Here is a 21,684-nt window from a genome sequence, read left to right as displayed (position 1 = left end):
TACCGCGAATTTCGTCGCAAGACCCGGGTCGGCCTCGGACCGCGCACTCAGTACGCGGCCTCGCGCTCCGGCCCGCACGAGAGAACAGAGTTGGCACTACAGCCGAATGCACTGCCCGTTCGGGGCGTCAAGATCTGTCAGGATTTGCGAGATCTTGCCAGGGGGTCGGAGTCAACGTTCGGCAGGTGTCAGGCTGCCCGTGTGGGCTGTTCGGGATGTCGACCAACTATGTGCAGGAAACTCAAATTTGATATACCCTCAGCAAGATCTTGACAACCGCTGCCGTCTATCCGATCCTCGGGGTGGTCCGTGTGACGAGAGAACCGTAGAGGCGCCAATCGCTCTCGTCGTGGAGCAGGCCGGGTCGCGGCTGCCGATCGTCGGTCGCTTGTCTCGCTTCATAGCCACCCAGTTTTACCAGTGGGGGCTCTTTTGTGCCCTATCCGATTTGGGAGATTTCAGATGCAGGTCTCGTTGGAGCGGATGGAGAATGTTCTCCGCCCCCATTGTCGACTGTTGAACGCTTCGGAGGTTTTGGACTTCGATGCGTCGCTGGTGTCGCTCGGGGTGGACTCGATTGAGGTAGTCCAGCTGATCATCGCGATCGAGGACGAGTTCGCCGTCCAGATTCCGCCGCGGCTTCTGACGGCTGAGACCTTTGCCACCGCAAACACGGTTTTGGCCGCTGTGGGCTCCCTGGTGTCCGTTTCTGAAGATTCAGCTCAGGAGGCACGGTCGTGAAGTCCTGGGGACATCTTGAAGAGGTCGCCGGTCGGCTGAGCGCGATCTCCCGCTCTCAGTTCCAAAGCGTGTTCGAAAAGTTTGAGTGGCCGGAGTCGTTGCCGTCGGACTGCTACTGGATGAGTCCGGAGCTTACGTCCTGTTATGACACTCCCGTGTGGGACCGGTTGAGCGAGCCGGAGCAGATCCGTCTTACACAGGCAGAGTCGGTCAATTTCTTCAGCCTGAACGTACATCTGATCCGCGGGCTCATCGGTGAGGTGTCCGACCGTATCTACACCACCCGCTACCCGGGGTTGTCGGACTTCTTTCACGACTTCATCCGCGAAGAGAACGAGCATATGTGGTTCTTCGCGACGTTCTGCCAGTCGTACGGTGGGAAGGTGTATCCGACGCGGGGGTTCGACGGGGCGGCACCTGCGGCGCACGAGTCGGTGCGTGACCTGATGGTGTTCGGTCGAATCCTGATCGCCGAAGAGCTGTGCGATGTGTACAACGCGCGTATGGCCAATGATGAGCGGCTGCCGCTTGTGGCGCAGCGGATCAATGCAGTGCATCACGAGGAAGAGTCCCGCCATATCGCCTTCGGCCGCCAACTGATGACGGCGCTTCATGATGAGGCGAGGGAGCAGGCCGATCCCTCGGAGCTGGAGGCGGCCGGCCGGTATCTGGCTCGGTACATCTCGGTGTGTCTGCGTTCCTTCTACAACCCGTCCGCCTATGTGGACGCCGCCCTCCCCGAGCCGCTGAGCATCCGCGGCGAGGTTCTCCGCCACCCGTCCAGGGCCGCTTTCCATCAGAGTGTCATGGAGCGGACTCTCAAGTTCTTCGACCGCATCGGGCTGCCCGGTCGAGAGAGCATCGCCTGGTGAACGGCGTTCCACACGGTCTGCGTTCCGTTCGTCGGCTTGACCACCTTCTCGACGTCGCCGCACTTCGACGCCCGGGAGCCGAGGCGGTGACGGACCATTCGGGTTCCGCTACCTATGCCGACCTCCTGAAGTGGAGCTGTGCTGCCGAGTCGTGGCTGCGTGGCAACGGCGTCCGTGAGGGCGACCGGGTGGTGCTTCGTCTTTCCGCCTCGCGGCAGTATGTTGCGCTGTTGTTCGGGGCAGTTCGGCTGGGAGCGGTCGTCGTTCCGGTCAGCAGGCATCTCTCCGCTTTCCAGCTGCAGGCGGTGCTCGACGACTGCGTGCCCCGGCTCATTGTGGTCGACGAGCGTGAATCCGCACTGCCGCACAGGTGGTTGTCCGCCGCCCGCTCGGTGAACGAACTGACGGGACTACCGGAGGCGGCGGGTGCGGACGGTGCCGCGGGGGAGGAACCACAGGCAGCGGTCGTCGCTCGCCGCTCGGCGAGTCCATGGTCGGACCAGCCCACTCTGCTGATGTACACGTCAGGAAGTACCGGGGTGCCGCGCGGGGTCGTTTGCACCCACGCCCAGGTGGCCTTCCTTGCCCAGGCTGTCGGCGAAGTACTGGGCTACCGAAGGGACGACACCGTCTTTTCCTGCATTCCGTTGTCGTTCGACTACGGTCTGCATCAGATCTTTCTCTCCACATCGGTCGGCGCGCGCCTGGTGCTCGCGGACAGTTTTGCCAACCGTCATCTGTTGCGCGAGCTGCTGTCCGCCGGGGCCACCGTCGTGCCGATCGTCCCCACACTCGCGACGGCGCTCATCCGCCTGGCCGGGCAGGAGGCCGCCGACCACCGGGTGCGGCTGATCACCAACACCGGTGAGCCGCTGTCAGCACAGCAGCTCGCCTCCCTTCGGAAGGCATTTCCCGGTGTCGGCATTGTCTCGATGTACGGTCTGACTGAGTGTAAGCGCGTCTCCGTTTCCCCCGTTGACGCGGACCTCCGTTTTCCGGGGACTGCGGGGCTTCCGCTTCCCGGGACCACCGTGGAGATCATCGACGAGCAGGGGTTGCCGCTACCCCCTGGACGACTTGGGCAGATCGTTGTCCGGGGACCGCATGTGATGGCCGGCTACTGGCGGGCACCCGAGGCGACCCGGGACCGTTTTCGCGGCTCCGGTGCCGGTCGCACCCTGTACACGGGGGATTTCGGCCACTTCGACAAGGGGGGGCACCTTCATGTGGTCGGAAGGCGGGACGGCATCTTCAAGATCCGGGGCGTGCGCGTCTCCACCCGAGAGATTGAGACCGCCGCACTGGACATTCCGGCTGTCACCTCGGCTGTGGCTTTCCCTCCAACAGCGGATCGCGGACCAGCGCTGTGTGTGGCGAGCGGGGGGTCTGAGCAGCACGTTCGAGAGAAGCTCATTGTGAGGCTGGGGGCGGGGAAGATGCCCGAGGTCTGTCTTGTCCTCGATGAGCTGCCGATCAATCCGCATGGAAAGGTCGATCGCCAGGGGCTGCTCTCTCGCCTTGACGGCCACCGGGCCATACGCACTGATCCCACAGCATCGCGGGCAGTGGGCTCGCGGGACGGAGGACCTCGTCCATGACCAGCGATTCCCCGACACTGTTGCCGGAGACCAGCGGCTCCGGACCAGCCACCCCCAGGAGCCTCCAGGAGTGGTTCCTCAAGGGGTGGTCCTGTAACCCGCAGGGTACCGCTGTGCGTATCGGGGGGAGCGCCTGGTCCTATACCGAGCTCCACGAACTGGCTCTACTGTGGGCCGGTAACCTGGTGGCAGGTGCTGAGGAGCCACCTCGGACGGTCGGTGTCCTCGCTACCCGCAGCATTGAAGCGTATGCGGGGATTCTGGCCGCGCTGTACGCAGGTGCGACAGCGGTACCCCTGAACCCTGGCTTTCCCGTGGACCGCACCGTGCGTACGATCCGTGAGGCAGGGCTTACCACCGTGATCACGGACCAGCACGGACTGCCGGTGCTGCACCGGCTGGCGGAGGACTGCCCGGACCTGCGGTTCCTCGCACCGTACGCCGAGGAGACGGCGAAGGTTCCGCTGGCCACCGTCGCGGTGGACCGCGCTCGTGCCCTGTCGGCGCCCGCGTCGGCCGATCCCTCCGACGTGGCCTACATCCTCTTCACCTCGGGTTCCACCGGCAGGCCCAAGGGGGTGCCGATCACCCATGCCAACATGGACCATTTCCTGGTCCACAACCACGCCCGCTACGGCCTGGGGACGCAGGACGTCCTCTCCCAGACCTTCGACCTGACCTTCGATCTCGTCATGTTCGACCTGTTCATGGCCTGGGGGGCGGGCGCCACACTGGTGTCGGTACCGGCGCATGCCTTCGTCGACCTGCCGGGCTTCATCCGACGTGAGGGCCTGACCTTCTGGTTCTCGGTGCCCAGCGCCATCGCTCTGGTCCGCCGTCTCGGGAAGCTGACGCCGGGGAGTTTGCCGACTCTGCGCTGGAGCTTGTTCTGTGGTGAACCGCTGCGGGCCCGCGACGCGCAGGACTGGCAGGCTGCCGCCCCCGGGGCGGCAGTGGAGAACCTGTACGGCCCCACCGAGCTGACCATCGCATGTAGCACCTACCGCTGGTCGCCGGACCAGCCGACCGAGCAGTTCGTCAACGGCATCGTGCCGATCGGGGAGGTCTACGACAACCTGCGCTACCTGCTGGTCGAGGACGGTGAGACGCAGTCCGTGGAGGGTGAGCTGTGCGTCGCCGGCGGGCAGGCCTTCCCGGGGTACCTCGACGAAGAGGACAACGTGGACCGCTTCCACGAGGCTGACGGAACAGACTGGTACCGCACCGGTGATCGGGTCCGTAAGATTCCGGGACTGGGCCTGGCGTACCTGGGCCGGGTCGACCACCAGGTGAAGATCCGTGGTTACCGGATCGACATTCTGGAGATCGAGTGGCACCTCGGCCGGCACCCGGCAATCGAACAGGTCGCTGTGGTGTTGGTGGAGAACCAGGGTAAGTCGGAGCTGGCCGCCTACCACACCGGGGGGCCGGTTGAGGCCGCGGAGGCGCGCGCGCTGCTGGCCTCCGCAGTTCCCGAGTTCATGATTCCCCGCCACTTCTGGCACGAGGAGTCGCTGCCGCTCAATCCCAACGGCAAGATCGACCGCCCGAGGCTGACTGCGATGGCGCACGAGCGCTTCCCTATGGCGTCCGCGTCCGCTGGAGCCACCTCTTTCCCGGCGGGTGGCTGAGCGCCTTGGCTGACCTCACCGAACTCTCAGACGCGGACCTGGACGCGCTGCTGTCGATCCGGCACTTCGAACGACAGATTCTGGAGCTCTTCGACCGGGGAGAGATCTCCGGGACCACCCACACCTGCCTCGGGCAGGAGTACATCCCGGTCGCGCTCAGCCCCTTCCTCGGTCCGGACGACCTGGTCTTGAGCAACCATCGCGGCCATGGTCACTACCTCGCACGTTTCGATGATGCCGCAGGGCTGTTGGCGGAGATCATGGGCCGTCGTGGGGCGGTCTGCGGTGGACGGGGTGGTAGCCAGCACATCCACCGGCCGGGTTTCCTGTCCAGCGGGGTTCAGGGTCAGTTGATGCCGGTGGCGGTCGGGGCGGCACTTGACATGAAGGCCACCGGCAGTGCGGGCATGGCGGTCGTCTTCATTGGCGACGGCACCTGGGGTGAGGGCGTCGTCTACGAGGCGCTCAACTTGGCCCAGCTGTGGCAGGTGCCGCTCCTCATCGTCGTCGAGAACAACGGAATTGCCCAGTCGACGCCGTTCGAAGCGCACCTGGCCGGCTCCATCGAAGGACGGGCCGAGGGCTTCGGCTGCCGTCACATCAAGGTGACCTCTTTGGACGTGAACGTCATTCGCAGGCTTCTCGCCGCCCCCGTCGCGCAAGTGCGCGCTGAGTGCCGGCCTCTGGTCGTCGAGTTTGAGACGCACCGGATCGGGCCGCACAGCAAGGGCGACGACAGTCGAGACGAGGCGGCGAAGCAGGCTGCCGCGGCCCATGACTGGTACCGGCTCTACCAGGCGACCTTCCCGGAGCAGTTCCAGCGGCTCGATGCAGTACGGCACCGACACATGGCCGACACCGTCGCAGAGGTATCCGGACGACCCCTGATCGGAGTTCACGATGCCTAGCTGTCCGTCCGAGCGCGCTGTCGCCAACCTCAACCGCGCCCTGGCGACTTTGCTCGACGAGGACGAAGACGTTTATGTGCTCGGCGAGGACATCGTTGATCCTTACGGCGGAGCCTTCAAGGCGACCCGCGGCCTGTCCGACGCGTACCGGGAGCGGGTGCTGTCGACTCCGATCAGCGAGGGAGCGCTCGCCGGAGTGGCAGGCGGACTGGCCCTGCGCGGACGGAAGCCGGTCATCGAGGTGATGTTCTCGGACTTCGTGACGCTCTGCTTCGACCAGATCCTCAACTTCGCCTCGAAGTCGGTCACCATGTACGGCAGCCGCATCCCCATGCGGATGGTCGTGCGGTGTCCCAGCGGTGGGAATCGCGGGTACGGGCCCACCCACAGTCAGAGTCTGCAGAAGCACTTTCTCGGGATCCCCAACCTCGCGGTCTTCGAGCTTTCCCCCTTCCATGACAACACCACGGTGTTCCGGCGGATGCTGGAGCTCGGCCATCCCTGCATGTTCTTCGAGGACAAGGTCCTCTACACCCGGCGGATGTTCGGCGGGGAAGAGGGAGACAGCCTGTTTGAATCCGGCTTCGTGGATGCGGAGGAGAACTTCGCCTGGGCCGGCCTCGGGGGCCCCGAGGTCGACCATCTGGTGATCGCTCCGGGAGGCCTGAGTGACCGTGTCCTCCGGGCCATGCGGGCCGCGTTCATTGATGAGGAGGCCACCACACGGCTCGTGGTCCCCTCGCAGCTGTACCCGTTGGACATCGAACCTCTGGTCCCCCTGCTCACCGCGACCGGACAGGTCTGGATCGCGGAGGACTGCGTGGCCGGCGGCACCTGGGGAGCGGACCTCGCCCACCAGATCCACAGCCGACTGTGGACCTCGCTCAGCGGACCCGTCCGGCTGCTCCACCCCGAGTGCAAGGTCATCCCCGCCAGTTCACATCTGGAGCGGCAGCTGCTGCTGCAGGCTGATGACATCCGAGACGTGCTGACGGGAGTAGCCGGTGTCTGACATCACCATGCCCAGGTTGAACAGCAATGACGCCGACTACACGTTGGTGGAGTGGGTGGTGGGGGACGGTGCTGAGGTCGCCGCGGGGGACACCCTGGCGGTGATCGAGACGTCCAAGGCTGTCAGTGATCTCGAGGCCGCGGAGGACGGTGTCCTGCAGACCCGGGTTGCGGCGGGGCAGCGGTGCGCTCCTGGGGTGGTCATCGGCCGGTTGTTGTCCGCGGAGGAGTACGCGGATGCAGGTCGGGCGGTCGAGGCGGGGAAGTCACGAGCGGAGGCGGATACGAGCGCTGTGGTGGTCACCGGTCCTGCGCGCAGGTTGATGGAGTTGCACGGGGTGAGCGAGGAGCAGGTGCGCGCCTTGGGCCGGCAGTTGGTGCAGCGCTCCGATGTCGAGGCTCTTGTCGCTGAGGCGGCTGAGGCGGCTGAGGTGACTGAGGTGACTGAGGTGACCGAGGCGGCCGAGGTGGTGCCGCTGTCTGCGGTGCAGTGTGCGGTGGCTGCGAATGTCGCTGTGTCACATCGGGAGATCCCGGCGGCTTTCACCGTGATGAAGGTGTACAGCGACGCTTTGCTGGCTGCTCGCGATGCGGCTGCGGAGAGGGACGGGACGTTCCTGGGAGTGACGGAGTTCCTGGTCGGTGCGGTTGCCCGGCGGCATGCTGAGTTTCCCCTGTTCTTCTCCCGCCTGGTCGACGGTGAGTCGGTGGTTCTGTCGGACCGTGCGCGGGTGGGTGTGACGGTCGATGTCGGGCGTGGGCTGTATCTGCCGGTGGTGCGAGATGCCGAGACGCTTTCGCTGGCGGAGATCGCTTCTGTGCTGATGGGGTTCCGGGTCAAGGCGATGCGGGGCCGGTTCGAGCCGGAGGATCTGGATGCCTCGAACATCGCGGTGACTCTGCATACGGAGCCTGATCTCGTGCAGGCGATGCCGATCATCTTCCCCGGTCATGTCTGTGCGCTGTCGTTGTGTTCGGTGCAGCAGGAGGTGCAGTTGTTGCCGGATGGTGCGGTCCACCAGCGCAGTTTCTTCAATCTCGGTGTGTCTTACGACCACCGGGTCGTCAACGGCTGGGACGCGGCTCGTTTCCTTCGTGCTGTCAAGGAAGAGCTCGAGATCGCACCGGAACAAACCGGGACAGGTCGGCAACAGAACCGTTCAGAAAGAAGGGTGAGGACTTATGACAAGCAGTGAAACCGACGCCGCTCAGGACATTTTGATCAGCGAGGAAGCCATGCGCAGCGTGCTCGGGCGGGTGCTGGACGATGCGGACAACGCACGACCGGTGCAGTACTCCTTTGACAGCACGCTGGAGGAAGTGGGTCTGGACAGTCTGCTGATCGCGGGAGTGATCGTCGAGTTGGAGGAGGAGTTGGATGTCCTGCTCGACCTGCAGGCCACCGAACGCCTCGTGACTCTGGGAGACCTGTGTCGTGCGTTGCGGCCGGTTGGGAGTTCGTCTTGACCGGTGCCGAGCAGTTAGCTTGACTCTGTCGGGGATCTTGGTGTTCGCCTGCCGGTGATCATGGTGGTGCGGCAGTCTCCCGGGCGTATGTGGCCTGTGAGACTGCCGAGGAGTGCGAGATGTCGGTTCGTCCCCGTCCGGGTGCCGAGGTCCCGGCACTGACCGCGCGGATGGCGCGTGCCAGCAACCCGGCTGGGACGACGGCGATGTGGGTGAGAGACCGTCTCGACGGCCTGTGGAGGGACGAGGGCTTCGCCGACTGGTACCCACGCGACGGGCGTCCCGGCCTATCACCCGCCCAGCTGGCCACGGTGAGCGTGCTGCAGTTCCTGCTCGGACTCTCCGACCGCGACGCTGTCGAGGCCGTACGCTGCCGCCTCGACTTCAAATGCGCGCTCGGCCTCGACCTCGACGACCCGGGCTTCCACCACAGCGTGCTCACCGACTTCCGCGACGCCCGATGGGTCGGTCAAGGCGGTGGAGCACGTAAAGCCGGTGCGGACGAGGCGTAACGGCCGGTGGGAGTCGATCGATACGACGCTGGCCGAGACTGCTGACGGGATGGTAGCCCCTGCTGCGACTGTCCTGGACGTGGCGTTTCTCAGAGGTGGGGGCGAGCAGCCCGTCAAATCCCTGTCCGGAAAACGCGAGGCTCCTCACGCAGCGATGGCATCTGTCCTCAGGACAGGCGGACTCCAGGAAGCGAACGAACCGAGCAACGACATTGAGAAGGAGAGCGTGACATGGCCGCCAGCCCCACAACCGAGGCCATTTGCAAGCTGTGGAGCGACCTGTTGGCTGCTCCCGTCGGACCCGAGGACAACTTCTTCGAACTCGGCGGATACTCGCTGCTCTTGCTGCAGATGGTGATCCAGGCCGAGGAGATCGGGTTGGAGATCGCCCCAGAGCAGGTCATCGACTACCCCACACCGCGCCGGCTCGCGGCCGCGCTGGACGCAGACACACAGAGTGAAGCAGCGGTCTGAGACCACGCCGGGAGGGCTCGGAGGACCCACCGCCTCGTGCGCGGGCAGCGAGGGCATCCGCCGGTTCCCCATATAGGAGGGTTCAGTTGGAAATCTGGGACTTCAGTAGCTACGTGTCCCTCATCGATTTGTTCGACGATGTGGCGGGCCGGTCACCGGATGCCATAGCTGTGGTCGACGCCGACGAGTCGGCTACCTACCGGGTACTTAAAGAGCGGTCCGAGCAGATCGCGCGACTGCTGGCCGAACACGGAAATCAGCGGGGCAAGCTCATCGGCTTGCGTGTAGGACGGAATGTGGAGACCGTGGCCTCGATCCTCGGGATCCTGCGGTCCGGCGCCGCCTACGTCCCCCTGGATCCGAGCTATCCGCCCGAACGGCTCCAGTTCATGCTCGAGGACGCCGGGGCACGCCTGGTCCTGGACTCGTCGGGGTCAGAGCTGGTGACCCAGATCCAGGGGCGTGGGCGGGAAGTCGGGGATTTCGGAGATGTACAGCTGGCCTATGTGGCCTACACCTCCGGCTCGACGGGGAGACCCAAGGGCTGTGCCATAACCCAGGACAACGTGCTCGCCTTCCTGAGCGGGACGATCCCACTGTTCGATCTCACCGGAGATGACCGGTGGACGGTGTTCCACTCGCTCAGTTTTGACGCATCAGTCTGGGAGCTGTGGGGAGCGCTCGCCACCGGCGCGACGGCCTACCTGGTGCCATCCGAGGCGATGGTCAACCCGACGAAGTTCGTCAAGCTTGTCGCTTCCGCGGGGATCACGGTGGTCTCCCTGGTGACCTCGTACTTCAAGTTCGTCCTGGAGGCGTATAGGGGATCGGCGAACCGCGCGTCCGGGCTACGACATCTATTCTTTGTCGGCGAGGCCATTCGCCTCGATCTCATACGGACGTACCTATCCATTCCCGAGGTCGCAGGCGTGGTCTGCGCGAACATGTATGGCCCGACCGAGACCACCGTTTTCGCCAGCTACAAGGTCATTAGCCTGAAGGACACCGAGGAGGGGTCGCGCTCACCGATCGGTGTCGCGCTGCTCCACGCCGAGATGAGCATTCGCGACGAGTCGGGGCTTGAACTCGAGCCCGGGGAAGTCGGGGAGATCGTGATCGGCGGCTTGACCGTCGGACATGGTTACCTTCACCAGGACTCCCTCACCCGCGAACGGTTCCCGATGCTCGATGGTCGCCGGACCTATCGGACGGGCGACCTCGGCCGGCAGCTGCCCAATGGTGAATTCGAGTTCCTCGGCCGCATTGACCAGCAGATCAAGCGGCGAGGCTTCCGCATCGAGATCGAGGAGATCGAACAGATTCTGCGTGAGGACGACAGCGTAGACGACGCCGTAGTCTGCGTGTGCTTGGCGGGCGCTGCCGAGTACCTCGTGGCGTGCGTGGTCCCGCGCGACGCCGACGACGCTCTCGTCAACCGTCTGAAATCCAAGGCCAAGGCGAGGCTCCCCGCCGTGATGTGCCCCGATCGGTATCTGTTCATGTCTGAGCTTCCCTACAACGCTTCGGGCAAGCTCGACCGCCGCGCCGTCCACGCGTACGCCCAAGAGACACTGGCAGGTGCCACCTGATGAAGGACTACGAGGACCCTCTGTTCGCGGGCGCGCGAGACGGGGGGCACGGGGCATGACCGAGGTCCGCTTCGAGCGCCTGCGTGAACTGGTCTCGCACCACTACAGTGAGGCGCTCGGCTTCGCCCCCTCCTCCCCGTTCTTCACGTTCTGGGAACTGGGGGGCACGTCGCTCCAACTGGCAGCCCTGGTTTCGCGAATCCGCAAGGAAACAGGGATCATGGCGCCGATGAGTCGACTGTTCCAGGACACGAGCATGGACGGGATCACGGCGACGTTGCACGACTGCGCGATCGCCGAGCGCACAGCCCTCCCCACCTCGTGGGTCCCGTCGCTCGTGCGTAACTGCGTGCTCCGACAGCGCCTGTCGCCGCAAGACACGGCCAGCAACTGCGTCATGCTATGGCAGATCGATGGTCACATCGACAGGACCGCCCTGCTGCGGTCTCTTCGCGACCTGGGCGCGCAGCATGACGCGCTACACAGCTCGTTCTCCATTCGCGGGGAATCCAAGCTTGCCAGGGACGTATCCGGTACTGAGCCTGTCGTCCTTTCCGCCACGAGCCGGGAACAGGCACTCCAACAGATACTCGACGTCCTCGATGCGCCGCTCGATCCAACCAGCGGACTCGTAGGGCGCGGCGTCGTGGTCGGGCTCGGTACTTCGACAACCCTGGTTGGACTGGTTGCGCACTATGCTGCGTTCGACGGCCACTCCGAATCCGTCGTCGCTCACGACTTGGCGAAACTGTACGAACACCATGCCAGCGGACGGCCGCTGTCTCCAGCGCCAGCCGACCGGATCCCACTCCGAGCCGCCTACGGCATGCTCGCGGCAACGCGCACGTTCCCGTCCTTCGGGGAGCAACAGGCGAAGGCCGGCGCGTACTTCGAAGCACTGCCCGATCTGCCAATGGAACCAGGCGACGCAGCCGGACCCGACGAGGCAACCGCTCTAGCGCTCCGTGTCGAGACACCCGACGGCCACCGGCTCAGGAAGCGGGCCACAGAGCTTGGTGTCTCGTATTTCGGCCTGCTCGCCACCGCCTACGCCCGTACGCTCCAGACGTGCCTCGGCGTGTCCGACGTAGTATTCGGAGTCCCGGTGAACCGCAGGATGGGCCTGCCACTGGCCCGAACCGTTGGCAACTTCGTCGCGATGGTCCCGGTACGGCTTCGGCTTGTGCAGGCGGTCCCGTTCAGAATGGTCTTGCCGGCCGCGCAGTCCCAAATCGCTGCCGCTCTCGAATTCATTGACCTAGAATTCGAGGACGTCGCCAAGCTCATACCACGCGCTAACAAAGGGCGGGCCTACCGACACGTATTCGCTCTCCAGAATAATCCTGCACCCGTACTCGAAGTCCCGGCCGCACGGACCCGCTTCCTCCGGCAGGCATACTCGCATCTGGCAAATGACACGATGCTTGAGGTCTGGCCGGCTGGAACTGGCTACGCGGACAGCGGCGACACAGTGGTGCTGTCTTACCGTCCAAGCGTGGTGAGCGAGAAGGCTGCGGATAATGTACTCAAGGTATTTCTGTCCCAATTGGCCGAGGCGCTTGAATCGTGAACCCTGACGTCCGAGTGCCGAGCCGCGACGCCGGAATCACCCTTATCGCTGACCCTGTAGTGGCCGCGATCGCGGTACTCGAATATGCCGAGCCGCTGGTCGATGTGCGTGGACTGCTGTATGTCGACGAGAAGCGTGGCGATTCGGGAGGCATGTTCCCGAGAGGGCGTGCGTAAGAAGCTGCTGTCCTTCCGTACGTGATCGGTTGGTTTTCGCTGGTCAGGCATGACGTCCGGGTGTGGGAGGCAGAGTTTCCCCGTCGGATTCGTGCGGGTGGATGCGGGGGTGGGGCAGTGGCGTCGGTGCTGGGTGTGCTCGAGGAGCGTGCGCGAGCAGCGCGGGTGTGCGCGGAGAAACTGCGAGCGCAGGTGGAGAAGCTGACGGCTGCGCTGGAAGCAGCCGAGGTGGTCCTTGCGCGTCGGTTGATCGCGGTGGAGGAGACCACCGAGGCCTTGGCCGCGCCGGTTGCCGAGGCCGGACGGCCTGTCCCGCAGCCGGTACCTGCCCCGCCGCCGGCACCGGGGGCGATCGTGCCCAGAGCTCGATCAAGTTCTCCGAGTGTCGGGGTTGTTGGTGATGCCCAGGAGTGGAGTGCTCGTTCGGGCTGGTCGCGGATCGCCCGGGTGGTCTTGGCGATGTTGGTGGCTCCGAGGGTTGGTCGTGTCCCACGTCGTGGTGTAGCCGATCACGGTCCGTCGCCTCCACTTCGGACCCGTCCGGCACGTGCGGCTACCGGCCGTCGTGCGATCAGCGCCGGTCCCGGCCCGGCGAGCCTCAACAGGGCCTCCGGCGAGGGCGATTCGGGCCACGACCTGGAGATTCCGTCAGCTTGATCGGCTACACCACTCGGCGGGACGCCATCCGAGGGGGTCACGTCCGCTGGAGTGGTGTATCGACGGCCACTCGGTGATCCATTTGCAGGTTATGCGGTGAGGGCGGCGGGGTCGCCGTGGTTGGCGGGTTCTCCCTCGATCAAGTGAAGGCGGCAGCGGCCGAGGATCTCGGGCCCCATGTAGCGGCGCTGTTCCGCCCATTCGTCGCTCTGCTCGGCCAGCACCGCGCCGATCAGGCGGATGATGGCGTCTCGGTCGGGGAAGATGCCGACCACGTCGGTGCGGCGGCGGATCTCCTTGTTCAGCCGCTCTTGGGGATTGTTGGACCAGATCTGCTTCCACACTTCTCGGGGGAAGGCGGCGAAGGTGAGCAAGTCCTCACGGGCGGCCTCCAGATGCTCGGCGGCCTTGGGGTACTTCTCGTCCAGACCGGAGATGGCTGCGGCCATCTGCTTGCGCACCGCAGCTGCGTCGGGCTGTTCGAAGACCGTCCGCAGCAAGGTGGCCACCCAGGGCTGGGCGGACTTGGGCACTTGGGAGAGCAGATTGCGGGCGTAGTGGGTGCGGCAGCGCTGTCAGGCCGCCCCCGGCAAGGTGGCGCCGATCGCGTGGACCAGTCCCGCGTGGGCGTCGGAGACCACCAGCTGGACGCCGCCCAGACCACGAGCGACCAACGAACGCAGGAAAGCCAGCCAACCCGCGCCGTCCTCCGAGGCGGCGACGTCCAGGCCCAGGACCTCGCGCTTGCCCTCGTTGTTCACCCCGACCGCCACCAGACAGTGGACGTTGACCACCCGGCCACCCTCGCGCACCTTCTGGGTCAGCGCGTCGGCCCACACGAACGTGTAGGGGCCTTGGTCCAGTGGCCGGCCCCGGAACTCCGCGACGCGGGTGTCCAGGTGCTTGGCCATCTCGCTGACCTGCGACTTGGACAGCTGGGTGACACCCAGGGTCTCGGCGAGTTTCTCCACCCGCCGGGTGCTGACGCCCAGGAGGTAGCAGGTGGCGACCACGCTGATCAGGGCCTGCTCTGAGCGGCGACGACGTTCCAGCAGCCAGCCGGGGAAGTACGAGCCCGAGCGCACCCGCGGGATCGCCAGGTCGATGGTGCCGGCCCTGGTGTCCCAGTCTCGGGTCCGGTATCCGTTCCGGGAGTTGACCCGCTCCTCGCCGGGCCGGCCGTACTCGCCGCCGCAGGCCCGGTCCACATCCGCGGACATCATGGCCTCGGCGAAGGTCTTCACCATCGCCCGCAGCAGGTCGGGACTCGCCGAGGCGAGGTTCTCCTCCAGCAGCGCGGCGAACGGCAGACTGTCAGGTGCGGTCATCGTGTTGGTCTCCTCTTCGTGACGTCAGACATCTCGAAGGATCAACCGGTGACCGTTTTACATTCGGGCGCCACCACCACGACCGGGATCAAACCCCCGGATCAGGTGGAACCCGGTACACCACTTCCCCGGACACAACCCCGATCACGCCCGGCGCCGCGAACTCAAGCTCGACCCCGCCTGGCCAGCCCCCACCGCGTGGTCACCGCATGGGACCGCGTCCAGGCCCTGCCCAACCCCGGCTGACCACCGAGCCGTGACCCTGACACACCGGAAGGAGGAGACCTGCAGAACCCCCGGCCCGTGAAAGCCGACGCCACCGCGACGACACGCGGCCAACCAGCCTGAGCGACAGCGATCACACCGCAGAGCAAACCGCCAGGAACCGGACACCCCAGCCGAACCCTCACGCCGGCGCGCGCATGTGAATGATCGAGGCTTGACAGCGAGACAGCAATCTTCATACGGTAATGACAAGGCGTTATGCCGACGTGGCCGCCCATGGCACCCGATTCAGCGCGGGCGGCGTCATGTCCGCGAGCACGGATCTCAGGGACACTCGTCCGAAGGATTCGGAAGCAATCGCGTGAACCAGAAAATTCTCTGTCCTTGCACAGTAACTCGACCTGGTCCCGAGCTTGACCAGGAGAGTCGCGTTTCAGAACAATCTGGCCGGAAATTGCGCCGTCTCGGGAAGGCTTCATGAGCGAATGTCGTGATATCTCCGTGAGGTTCCATGGGCCATATGGCCGGCGTGGTCCCCTGATGTGGTCGCAGCTGATGTTCTGGAACTGGCTGCGAACGCGTCCGCCGGGGAGCGACACGCTGAACCTCGTCGGGACCTGCAAGGTGCGTGCAAACCGCGGGCTGACCGAGGTTCTGGACGCAATCCGAGCCCTCGTGGAACGACATGACGCACTTCACACCGTTTTCTTCGAGGAGGACGGGCGCCCCGTTCAGGAAGTGGTGCGCTCCGGTGAATTGCGCATCGCCGTCCACACCGTCCGGCCAGGCGAAGCCGACACGGTCGCCGACCAGGTCAAGCGCGCCTTTGCGGATCAGCCCTTCGACTTGGCCGCCCAGCTTCCGGTTCGGGCGGCGGTGATAACCGGCGAAGACGAAGCCCCGTTGACCGTGGTCCTGGCGGCGAGCCACATGGCCGTCGACGGGGGGAGTTTCCACATCGTGAGGGACGATTTCACGGCCCTCCTCGAACCGGGGCGCGCCCTTCCCCCACGTGGCCAGCAACCCGTGGAGCGGGCCGCCTACGAGGCCACGGCGGGTGCGATAGGCCGTGAGGAGAAGGCGCTGCAGCACTGGACCCGCAGTCTGCGCGAACTACCGCGAACCTGGCTCGACGACCTTCCCCCTGGAACCGGTGAACCGCTCTACGCGGACATGACGTCACGAGCTCTGGCCTTGGCGCTGAGCCTGCTCACACAGCGCACCCGGATGTCTCCGGCCATGATCTTGCAGGCGGCGACGGCACTGCTCCTGGGGCTGTATCTCGACGAGAACGAGGTCGGCCTGCACCTGCAGGTGGCCCCCCGCTTCCGGCCGGAGACCAGGGAACTCGTCGGGGCCTTCAACCTGCCCGGAATGTTTCGGGTCCGTCTGCGCGACGAGCCCTTCTCCGCGTTCCTGGCCCATGCCACCACCGCCAGCTTGAAGGCCTACGCCTCCTGCGAATGCGATCCCCAGAAGGTGGATGCGCTCTATGTCCGAGCCCAGGCCGAACGCGGGATCAGCACAACCGGGCGCTGTATGGTCAACGCTCTCGCGAGCAACTTCGGGACGGCCGTTCCAGCCGATCAGTCCCCTTCGCTCGACTCGATCGAGAAATCTCTGTCCCAGACGAGAGTCATCGACCGGGGTCTTGACCTCGCGCTCGGAGCGAAATTCTATCTCTACATCTTCGACGTCTCCGACAAGGTGGTGCTGAGACTCTCCGCAGACCGGAACTTTATTCCGACCCACCAATTCCTGCTCGATCTCGAATGGCTGATCGTGGAAGGGATGAAGAGCGATGCCAGACTGGCTGATCTGGCTACGGCCCTGACGGCCCGGCGACAGCGCTCAGTCAGTGACGTTTTCTCAGCGAAATGATCTACACGAAACGGCGTGAACTATCCCGTGCGCGAGAGCTGGGCCCGGCTGCGGACAGAGGTAAAGCCCCTGGCAGGACAGGTCTCACCACAAGATCATGAGACTTTTCCAACCTCAGCCTGACGTCGCCAGGTGAAGGGCGAGGACGGCCTTGACCAGGTCGGTGATGCGGGTGATACTGCAGCGGCGCTTGCGCAAGAGCCGCCAGGACTTCAGGGTGGCCATCGCCTGCTCGCCGACTGCGCGGATCCTGGCGTGGGAGACGTTGACGGCCTTCTGGCCCGCGGAGAGATTCTCCCAGCGGACGCGGTAGGGCACGCGCACGGTGCCGCCGGCGCCCTGGTACCCCTTGATGCTCCTATAGATCGTCAAGCGGCTGATGGAAGGGGATCCCTGCACGGCTGGGTGAGCGCGTGGTAGACCTCGCGGGCGAAGAAGCGCTTGAGGCAGCGGATGATGTCCTTCTTGGTCAACCCCTGCTGGTTCGGCGCGCGACGTAGGCGCGGGTGCGGGGGCAGTAGCGCATCCGCACTACGGCGATCATGTGGAGGGCCCGGTTGGCCTGCCGGTCGCCGCCGCGGCTGAGCCGGTGGCGGTCGGTGCGGCCGGATGAGGCCGGGACCGGGGCGGCCCCGCACAAGGCGGCGAAGGCGGCCTCCGACCGCAGGCGCTCGGGGTTGTCGCCGGCCGTGACCAGCAGTTGGCCGGCGGTCTCGGTGCCTACTCCGACCAACGCGACCAGATCTGGGGCGGCAGCGGTGGTGAGAGAGGTCAGGTGCTCTTCGAGTTCCGTGATCTCCTCGGTGAGCCTGCGGATGCGGCGGGCCAGCTGGCGCAGGGCGAAGCGGGAGGCGTGGGCGGGGTCGGCCAGGTCCGCCCCGGGCCGTAGCCGGAGGCAGGCGGTGACCAGTGCGGTGCGGGTCAGACCGGCCAGGGTTTGGCGGAGGGGTTCGGGGGCGGTCACCCGCAGGCCGATGAGCTGGTTCATCGCCTGGGTCCGGGCTTTGACGGCGGACGCGCGGACCACTCGCAGCTGGCGAAGCGCCTCCACTGTGCCGGTGCGGGCCTTGGGGATGGCCCGCGCTCGTCCCGAAGCCGCGGCGCGGGCGGCGGCGTAGGCATCGATCGGGTCGGACTTGCCGCGGGTGTGGCGAACAGTCCGGTCGGGGGCGTTGACCTCGAGCACTACCAGGCCGGCGGCGGTCAGCACCCTGGTTAGCCCCGCCCCGTAGGAACCGGTGCACTCAACGCCCACCGCCCGCACGGTGCCGAAGGTGTCCAGCCATGCCATCAGGGCTCGGTAGCCCTCTGTGGTCGTGGGGAATTCCTGGTCGGTCAGAGGCCGGCCCAGTGGGTCGACCACGGCAGCGTGGTGGGTGTCGGTGTGGGTGTCGACTCCGGCGAAGACGTCGCCTTCGGGCTGGTGACCGCTCACGTGGGGTGCTGCCTTCACTCGCGGGGACAGGGCAGCACGCGCCGGTCAGGGCGAGCGGACACGACAGTGACGGGGCTTCTCGCGCAAGCTCCTATGAAGTCACGACGCCTTTCCGGCCGCGTGCGACGGTGCCACCGACAGGTCGACAGATCAAGGCAAGGACACGGAGCGCCGGTCAGTCAGCCCAGGGGTCAGACCTGTCGGTAACACCATCACCCATCATCACTGTCCGCCCAGCAGCGCACGCCCGCCTCTGCCAGGGCATCGATGACGCCGTGGACACGTGCGGCTTTGATGTCGTGGACCGCGCCGGGCAGGGCGGGCGAGGCCCACAGCAGCGGCCGAACGGGTCGGCGACGACCTGCACGTTCATGCCGTGTTTCTTGTGCTTCCCGGAGAAGTACGGCCGGACGGCGGCGATCCGGTCGATGGGCAGCAGGGTGCCGTCGAGGATGACGAACGCCTTGCGTGCGGCGGTGCCTACGGCTCTGGCGAGGTCGGGAGCCATGGCGGCCAAGACGTCCACCGCCTCGGCGACATAGCGGTAGACGGTGGCGATCCCAACACCGAACCCCGGCCGCGAGCTGGGCGTAGGTATGGCCGCACCACAGGTGGGCCAGGACCAGCAGGGCCTGTCGGTCCGCGCTCAGCCGGCGCCACCGCGTGCCGAGCTCCAGGCGCCGAGCAGACAACAGGCGGGAAAGGTACCGCAGCGTCGCGCTGGACAGATCGATCCCCGATGGGTAGACAAGCACGTGAAGCTCCGGGCGGACAGGTTGATCTTGGTCGACAACCCATCTACCAGGAGTTTCACCTTTCCCCGGACACCACCCCTGTACCAACTGGCCGGCCGCTCAGCCAAGTTGGAAACGGCTCCATGTCCGTACCACCAGAGGCCCCACGTTGGGTCACCCACCGCACAGGCCGAGTGCACCGACCGGATGCTGGTCTACAACGGACAGCACGCCCGGCACGTCCTCGCCGACTACGCGGCCCACTACAGCACCGCACGGCCGCACCAGTCCCTCCATTTGTGAGCCCCCTCCGACGACCCCACAGTCGTACCGTTCTCCGCCGAGCGCGTTCAGCGCCGCGACGTCCTCGGCGGACTCATCCACGAGTACCACGACGCCGCCTGACGGAGATCCCGGAGGAGCGACAAAAGCCCAGACCAGAGCATGTGTCGGACTTTTGGCACCCCACAGGGACGTCCCTCCAGGCAACGCCCTTGCCGAGGTCGTAGGCGAAACGATCTCGGCCGGCGCGACCCGGTCGGGCATGGTGAACCACCCGGCCGCACCTCCACCTGCACGGGCTTTAGCGCAAGGCCGTGAAGGTAAGGCGTCGAGCCTGATGGCAAGGGTCGTGCGGGCGATCGATAGATCACCGGACGTGGGAAGCGGAGCTCCGGTAGAACGGTCTGTCGACCACGACCAACCGGTTCTACCAGGGGAGCTCCGCTGTCTGGACAGTCTGTCACCAACCGACAAATCGCGGTAGCAGGGGGCGTGTTCGCACCGGGTCATCTGGGTGAGCTGACTCGGATCGTGCCGTTCGAGATGGTCGACGAGGTACTCGCTGATACCGGCGGGATGCAGTCCCGCATCCGCAAGCTGCCGGCCAGGGTCGTGGTCTACCTGCTGCTGACCGCCGGCCTGTTCGAGCAGATCGGTACCCGGCTGTGTGGCGCAAGCTGACCGGCGCTCTGGACGGCCTGCCGGTCCCGAGGGTCACGCCGACCGCCCTGTGGCACGCCCGCGCCCGCCTCGGGGTGCGCCCGCTCAGATCTCTGTTCGACCTACTGCGCGGCCCCGCAACCACCGCGCTGACCGGCGGATCCCGCTGGGGCGGGATGCTCGTATGCCGTCCAAGTGCCAGCGAGCCCTTAACTTCGCGGCCTTGGGCTTTAGCGACTCCGCGACGGCCCCGTCCGTCGCCCGTGGAGGCATTGTGAAACGGTCGGTCAGTGTGCTGCGTGATATGTCGGCAGCGAGACCGGCAGCGGCCTCCCATTGTGCAGAGCAACCGGCCTGAACCGGTTGGCGAGCCGACCCAAGATCGCGCCCATGGAGACGGTCCGGTCCCAACGTCTCCCGTCGAGCACGCCCCAGTCGGTGAGCGCTTCGATGAGGATCGGGTCCACTGGCACCCAGACGCCGTCCACCAGGAACTCCGCCCAGTAGTGTGCCCCGGAGAAAGGAGGGGTGAGGGACCTGCCGTAAGAGACCCTGGCTGTCAGGCCCCGGGCCCGTCCCTCCTGGACCAGCAGTCGGCTGAAACCGGAGCAGTCCCCGACCTGCCGACGGCGGATGAACTCGGTGTCCCAGCGCAGCGGGTCCGGCAACCGCAGGAATTGGACGCTGCTGAGCGAATCCAGCGTCTCCTCCAGGCTCGGTGGCAGTTCCGGCCAGGTACGGTTCAGCGTGAAGACCTCGCTGTGCAGCACAGCCTCCTCCGGCTCGGCCCGCCGAATCCGGATCCGCTTCGCGGCGGGGCGCAGCAGGCTGAACTCGCAGGGCGACCGGTGGCCCGGCGAGGGGCATCCGACCCGGTAGTCCATCCGGTAGCTGTGGACCGCACCGTACGGCCTCTCCAACTCCCGGCCCCACCAGGCCAGTACCTGGCGCTGCCGGGATCCGACGTCCAGGTGGAGCGCCGCGTTGAGCAGGTCGGTACCGTCGAAACGCCAGCCGTCGCCGTGCTGTTGGCATGGCAGTCCGGCCTGGCGCAGCCGCTCCTGAAGTTCCGGGTCGATCCGGAACTCGGCCTCGGCGGCGGTCTGCGAAACCGTGAACAGGCGCGCCTCGTCCGGCATGTGGCGGACCCTGGCGACCAGAGCCTCGACGTTCTCCCGTGTCGGCGGGTCCAGGCAGGTCATGAAGCTCCAATCAAACCGCGGTACGGTCCGGTTCGGCGACCGTGCTCAGCCGGTGTGCAATGACGATGAGCGTGCAGTCTTGGGCCAGCAGGTTGGCGAACACCTGCTTCTCCGAGTCCGGGCCCAGCGCACTTGTCGCCTCGTCCAGGCAGCAGGCGGGAATTCCAGACCAGGGCTTGCACCAGGGCGACCCGCTGACGCTGCCCTCCTGACAGACCCGCACTCGCAGGACCGAGGAGCGTATCGTACTTCATCGGCATGTGTTCGATGTCGGCGGTGATCCCGGCGGCCTCCGCGGCCATCGTGACGTGCTCGTCCGTCACGCCCGGTGCCCCCTTCTGCTTCCCCCGCCCGCGACCGCTCCCGGGCTTGGGCTCCGCCTTCGGCCGACCGAACACGTCCGTGGACGGCGGCAGGTTGGAGTTCCGCGAGACCCGGCGCTCCAACTCGACCACCCGCGCCCGCAACTGCTGGTTCTCCCCCTCCAGCTGCTCGACCCGCGCGGCAAGAGCCGCGTTCTGGCTCGTCCAGCGCCGCGTTCTGCTGACGCAGAAGCCCGACGAGACCAGCAGGTCTTCTCGGGAGGTGGAGTCGGCAGCGGACACGATCAGGAAGATTGCCAGAAACAGCCTCGGGCTGTCACATCATCAACTCACTGACTCCCAATGGTGGTTGTCGAGCGCGCTGATCGGGCATAGCGGGACGAGTCAGGCGGGTGCGAGGTCTCGGGG

General features: G+C 66.0%; 17 protein-coding genes and 6 pseudogenes. 16 read left to right on the top strand and 7 right to left on the bottom strand.

From position 1 onward, the window contains the following. Nucleotides 1-462: 462 nt before the first annotated feature. From AOK09_RS11345 to AOK09_RS11290, 12 genes are all read left to right on the top strand, one after another. Nucleotides 463-741: a phosphopantetheine-binding protein gene (locus tag AOK09_RS11345; protein ID WP_055587029.1), complete on the top strand. Its 279-nt coding sequence runs from the start codon at nucleotides 463-465 to the stop codon at nucleotides 739-741. Next, the gene (locus AOK09_RS11340; protein WP_055587028.1) at nucleotides 738-1,613 is read left to right on the top strand and encodes a diiron oxygenase; all 876 of its coding nucleotides are present in this window, start codon (nucleotides 738-740) and stop codon (nucleotides 1,611-1,613) included. The genes AOK09_RS11345 and AOK09_RS11340 overlap by 4 nt, the downstream gene beginning before the upstream one ends. Then, nucleotides 1,610-3,211, top strand: coding sequence for a class I adenylate-forming enzyme family protein (locus AOK09_RS11335; protein ID WP_157875858.1), 1,602 nt, complete (start codon nucleotides 1,610-1,612; stop codon nucleotides 3,209-3,211). The genes AOK09_RS11340 and AOK09_RS11335 overlap by 4 nt, the downstream gene beginning before the upstream one ends. Continuing rightward, nucleotides 3,208-4,842: an AMP-binding protein gene (locus AOK09_RS11330; protein WP_063795923.1), complete on the top strand. Its 1,635-nt coding sequence runs from the start codon at nucleotides 3,208-3,210 to the stop codon at nucleotides 4,840-4,842. The genes AOK09_RS11335 and AOK09_RS11330 overlap by 4 nt, the downstream gene beginning before the upstream one ends. Nucleotides 4,843-4,847: 5 nt before the next feature. Beyond that, nucleotides 4,848-5,750: a thiamine pyrophosphate-dependent dehydrogenase E1 component subunit alpha gene (locus AOK09_RS11325; RefSeq protein ID WP_245687240.1), complete on the top strand. Its 903-nt coding sequence runs from the start codon at nucleotides 4,848-4,850 to the stop codon at nucleotides 5,748-5,750. Next, nucleotides 5,743-6,762, top strand: a complete 1,020-nt coding sequence (locus AOK09_RS11320; RefSeq protein ID WP_055587025.1) for an alpha-ketoacid dehydrogenase subunit beta — start codon at nucleotides 5,743-5,745, stop codon at nucleotides 6,760-6,762. Before AOK09_RS11325 ends, AOK09_RS11320 begins: the two co-directional genes overlap by 8 nt. Then, entirely contained in the window at nucleotides 6,755-7,957 is a 1,203-nt protein-coding gene (locus AOK09_RS11315) for a 2-oxo acid dehydrogenase subunit E2 (RefSeq protein WP_055587024.1), read from the top strand. The genes AOK09_RS11320 and AOK09_RS11315 overlap by 8 nt, the downstream gene beginning before the upstream one ends. Further along, nucleotides 7,944-8,228 carry a phosphopantetheine-binding protein gene (locus AOK09_RS11310; RefSeq protein WP_055587023.1) on the top strand — a complete coding sequence of 95 codons (285 nt, stop codon included), beginning with the start codon at nucleotides 7,944-7,946 and terminating at the stop codon, nucleotides 8,226-8,228. Before AOK09_RS11315 ends, AOK09_RS11310 begins: the two co-directional genes overlap by 14 nt. A 119-nt stretch (nucleotides 8,229-8,347) precedes the next feature. Continuing rightward, entirely contained in the window at nucleotides 8,348-8,740 is a 393-nt protein-coding gene (locus AOK09_RS11305; protein WP_055587022.1) for an IS1182 family transposase, read from the top strand. A gap of 231 nt (nucleotides 8,741-8,971) precedes the next feature. After that, a complete protein-coding gene (locus AOK09_RS11300) occupies nucleotides 8,972-9,214 on the top strand; it encodes a phosphopantetheine-binding protein (RefSeq protein WP_055587021.1) in 243 nt (80 codons plus the stop codon). Nucleotides 9,215-9,300: 86 nt separating this feature from the next. Then, nucleotides 9,301-10,803 (top strand): amino acid adenylation domain-containing protein, encoded by a 1,503-nt coding sequence (locus tag AOK09_RS11295; RefSeq protein WP_055587020.1) that lies wholly within the window; start codon nucleotides 9,301-9,303, stop codon nucleotides 10,801-10,803. Between the two features lie 55 nt (nucleotides 10,804-10,858). Beyond that, the gene (locus AOK09_RS11290) at nucleotides 10,859-12,373 is read left to right on the top strand and encodes a condensation domain-containing protein (RefSeq protein ID WP_055587019.1); all 1,515 of its coding nucleotides are present in this window, start codon (nucleotides 10,859-10,861) and stop codon (nucleotides 12,371-12,373) included. A 922-nt stretch (nucleotides 12,374-13,295) separates the two neighbouring features. Here the strand turns inward: AOK09_RS11290 and AOK09_RS11285 are convergent. Then, nucleotides 13,296-14,534, bottom strand: a pseudogene (locus tag AOK09_RS11285) (IS256 family transposase). Nucleotides 14,535-15,299: 765 nt separating this feature from the next. On the opposite strand from AOK09_RS11285, the gene AOK09_RS11280 reads away from it, so the two are divergent. Further along, a complete protein-coding gene (locus AOK09_RS11280; RefSeq protein ID WP_055587018.1) occupies nucleotides 15,300-16,640 on the top strand; it encodes a condensation domain-containing protein in 1,341 nt (446 codons plus the stop codon). Between the two features lie 114 nt (nucleotides 16,641-16,754). On the opposite strand, the pseudogene AOK09_RS11275 reads toward AOK09_RS11280, so the two are convergent. From AOK09_RS11275 to AOK09_RS37610, 3 pseudogenes are all read right to left on the bottom strand, one after another. Further along, a pseudogene (locus AOK09_RS11275) lies at nucleotides 16,755-16,991 on the bottom strand (transposase family protein); the annotation flags it as partial. 17 nt (nucleotides 16,992-17,008) lie between these two features. Then, nucleotides 17,009-18,075 (bottom strand): annotated as a pseudogene (locus tag AOK09_RS11270) (IS110 family RNA-guided transposase). Nucleotides 18,076-18,302: 227 nt separating this feature from the next. Then, nucleotides 18,303-18,830: pseudogene (locus AOK09_RS37610) on the bottom strand (transposase family protein); the annotation flags it as partial. 186 nt (nucleotides 18,831-19,016) lie between these two features. Between AOK09_RS37610 and AOK09_RS41290 the strand changes: the two are divergent. Next, nucleotides 19,017-19,112: an integrase core domain-containing protein gene (locus AOK09_RS41290; RefSeq protein ID WP_217698416.1), complete on the top strand. Its 96-nt coding sequence runs from the start codon at nucleotides 19,017-19,019 to the stop codon at nucleotides 19,110-19,112. A gap of 522 nt (nucleotides 19,113-19,634) precedes the next feature. Beyond that, nucleotides 19,635-20,029, top strand: a pseudogene (locus tag AOK09_RS43655) (transposase domain-containing protein). A 9-nt stretch (nucleotides 20,030-20,038) separates the two neighbouring features. On the opposite strand, the gene AOK09_RS11255 reads toward AOK09_RS43655, so the two are convergent. From AOK09_RS11255 to AOK09_RS41965, 3 genes and pseudogenes are all read right to left on the bottom strand, one after another. Further along, entirely contained in the window at nucleotides 20,039-20,953 is a 915-nt protein-coding gene (locus AOK09_RS11255) for a transglutaminase domain-containing protein (RefSeq protein WP_055587015.1), read from the bottom strand. 10 nt (nucleotides 20,954-20,963) lie between these two features. Next, nucleotides 20,964-21,176: a hypothetical protein gene (locus tag AOK09_RS40060; protein ID WP_157875856.1), complete on the bottom strand. Its 213-nt coding sequence runs from the start codon at nucleotides 21,174-21,176 to the stop codon at nucleotides 20,964-20,966. A gap of 154 nt (nucleotides 21,177-21,330) precedes the next feature. After that, nucleotides 21,331-21,408, bottom strand: a pseudogene (locus AOK09_RS41965) (hypothetical protein); the annotation flags it as partial. Between AOK09_RS41965 and AOK09_RS43650 the strand changes: the two are divergent. After that, on the top strand, nucleotides 21,371-21,684 hold a 314-nt coding region (locus tag AOK09_RS43650), incomplete at its 3' end, for a hypothetical protein (RefSeq protein WP_217698415.1). The pseudogene AOK09_RS41965 and the gene AOK09_RS43650 overlap by 38 nt on opposite strands.

It is taken from the genome of Peterkaempfera griseoplana (assembly GCF_001418575.1).
GTDB lineage: Bacteria > Actinomycetota > Actinomycetes > Streptomycetales > Streptomycetaceae > Peterkaempfera > Peterkaempfera griseoplana.
Note: the sequence above shows the minus strand (reverse complement) of the source record. Positions and strands in the feature narration are given on the sequence as shown.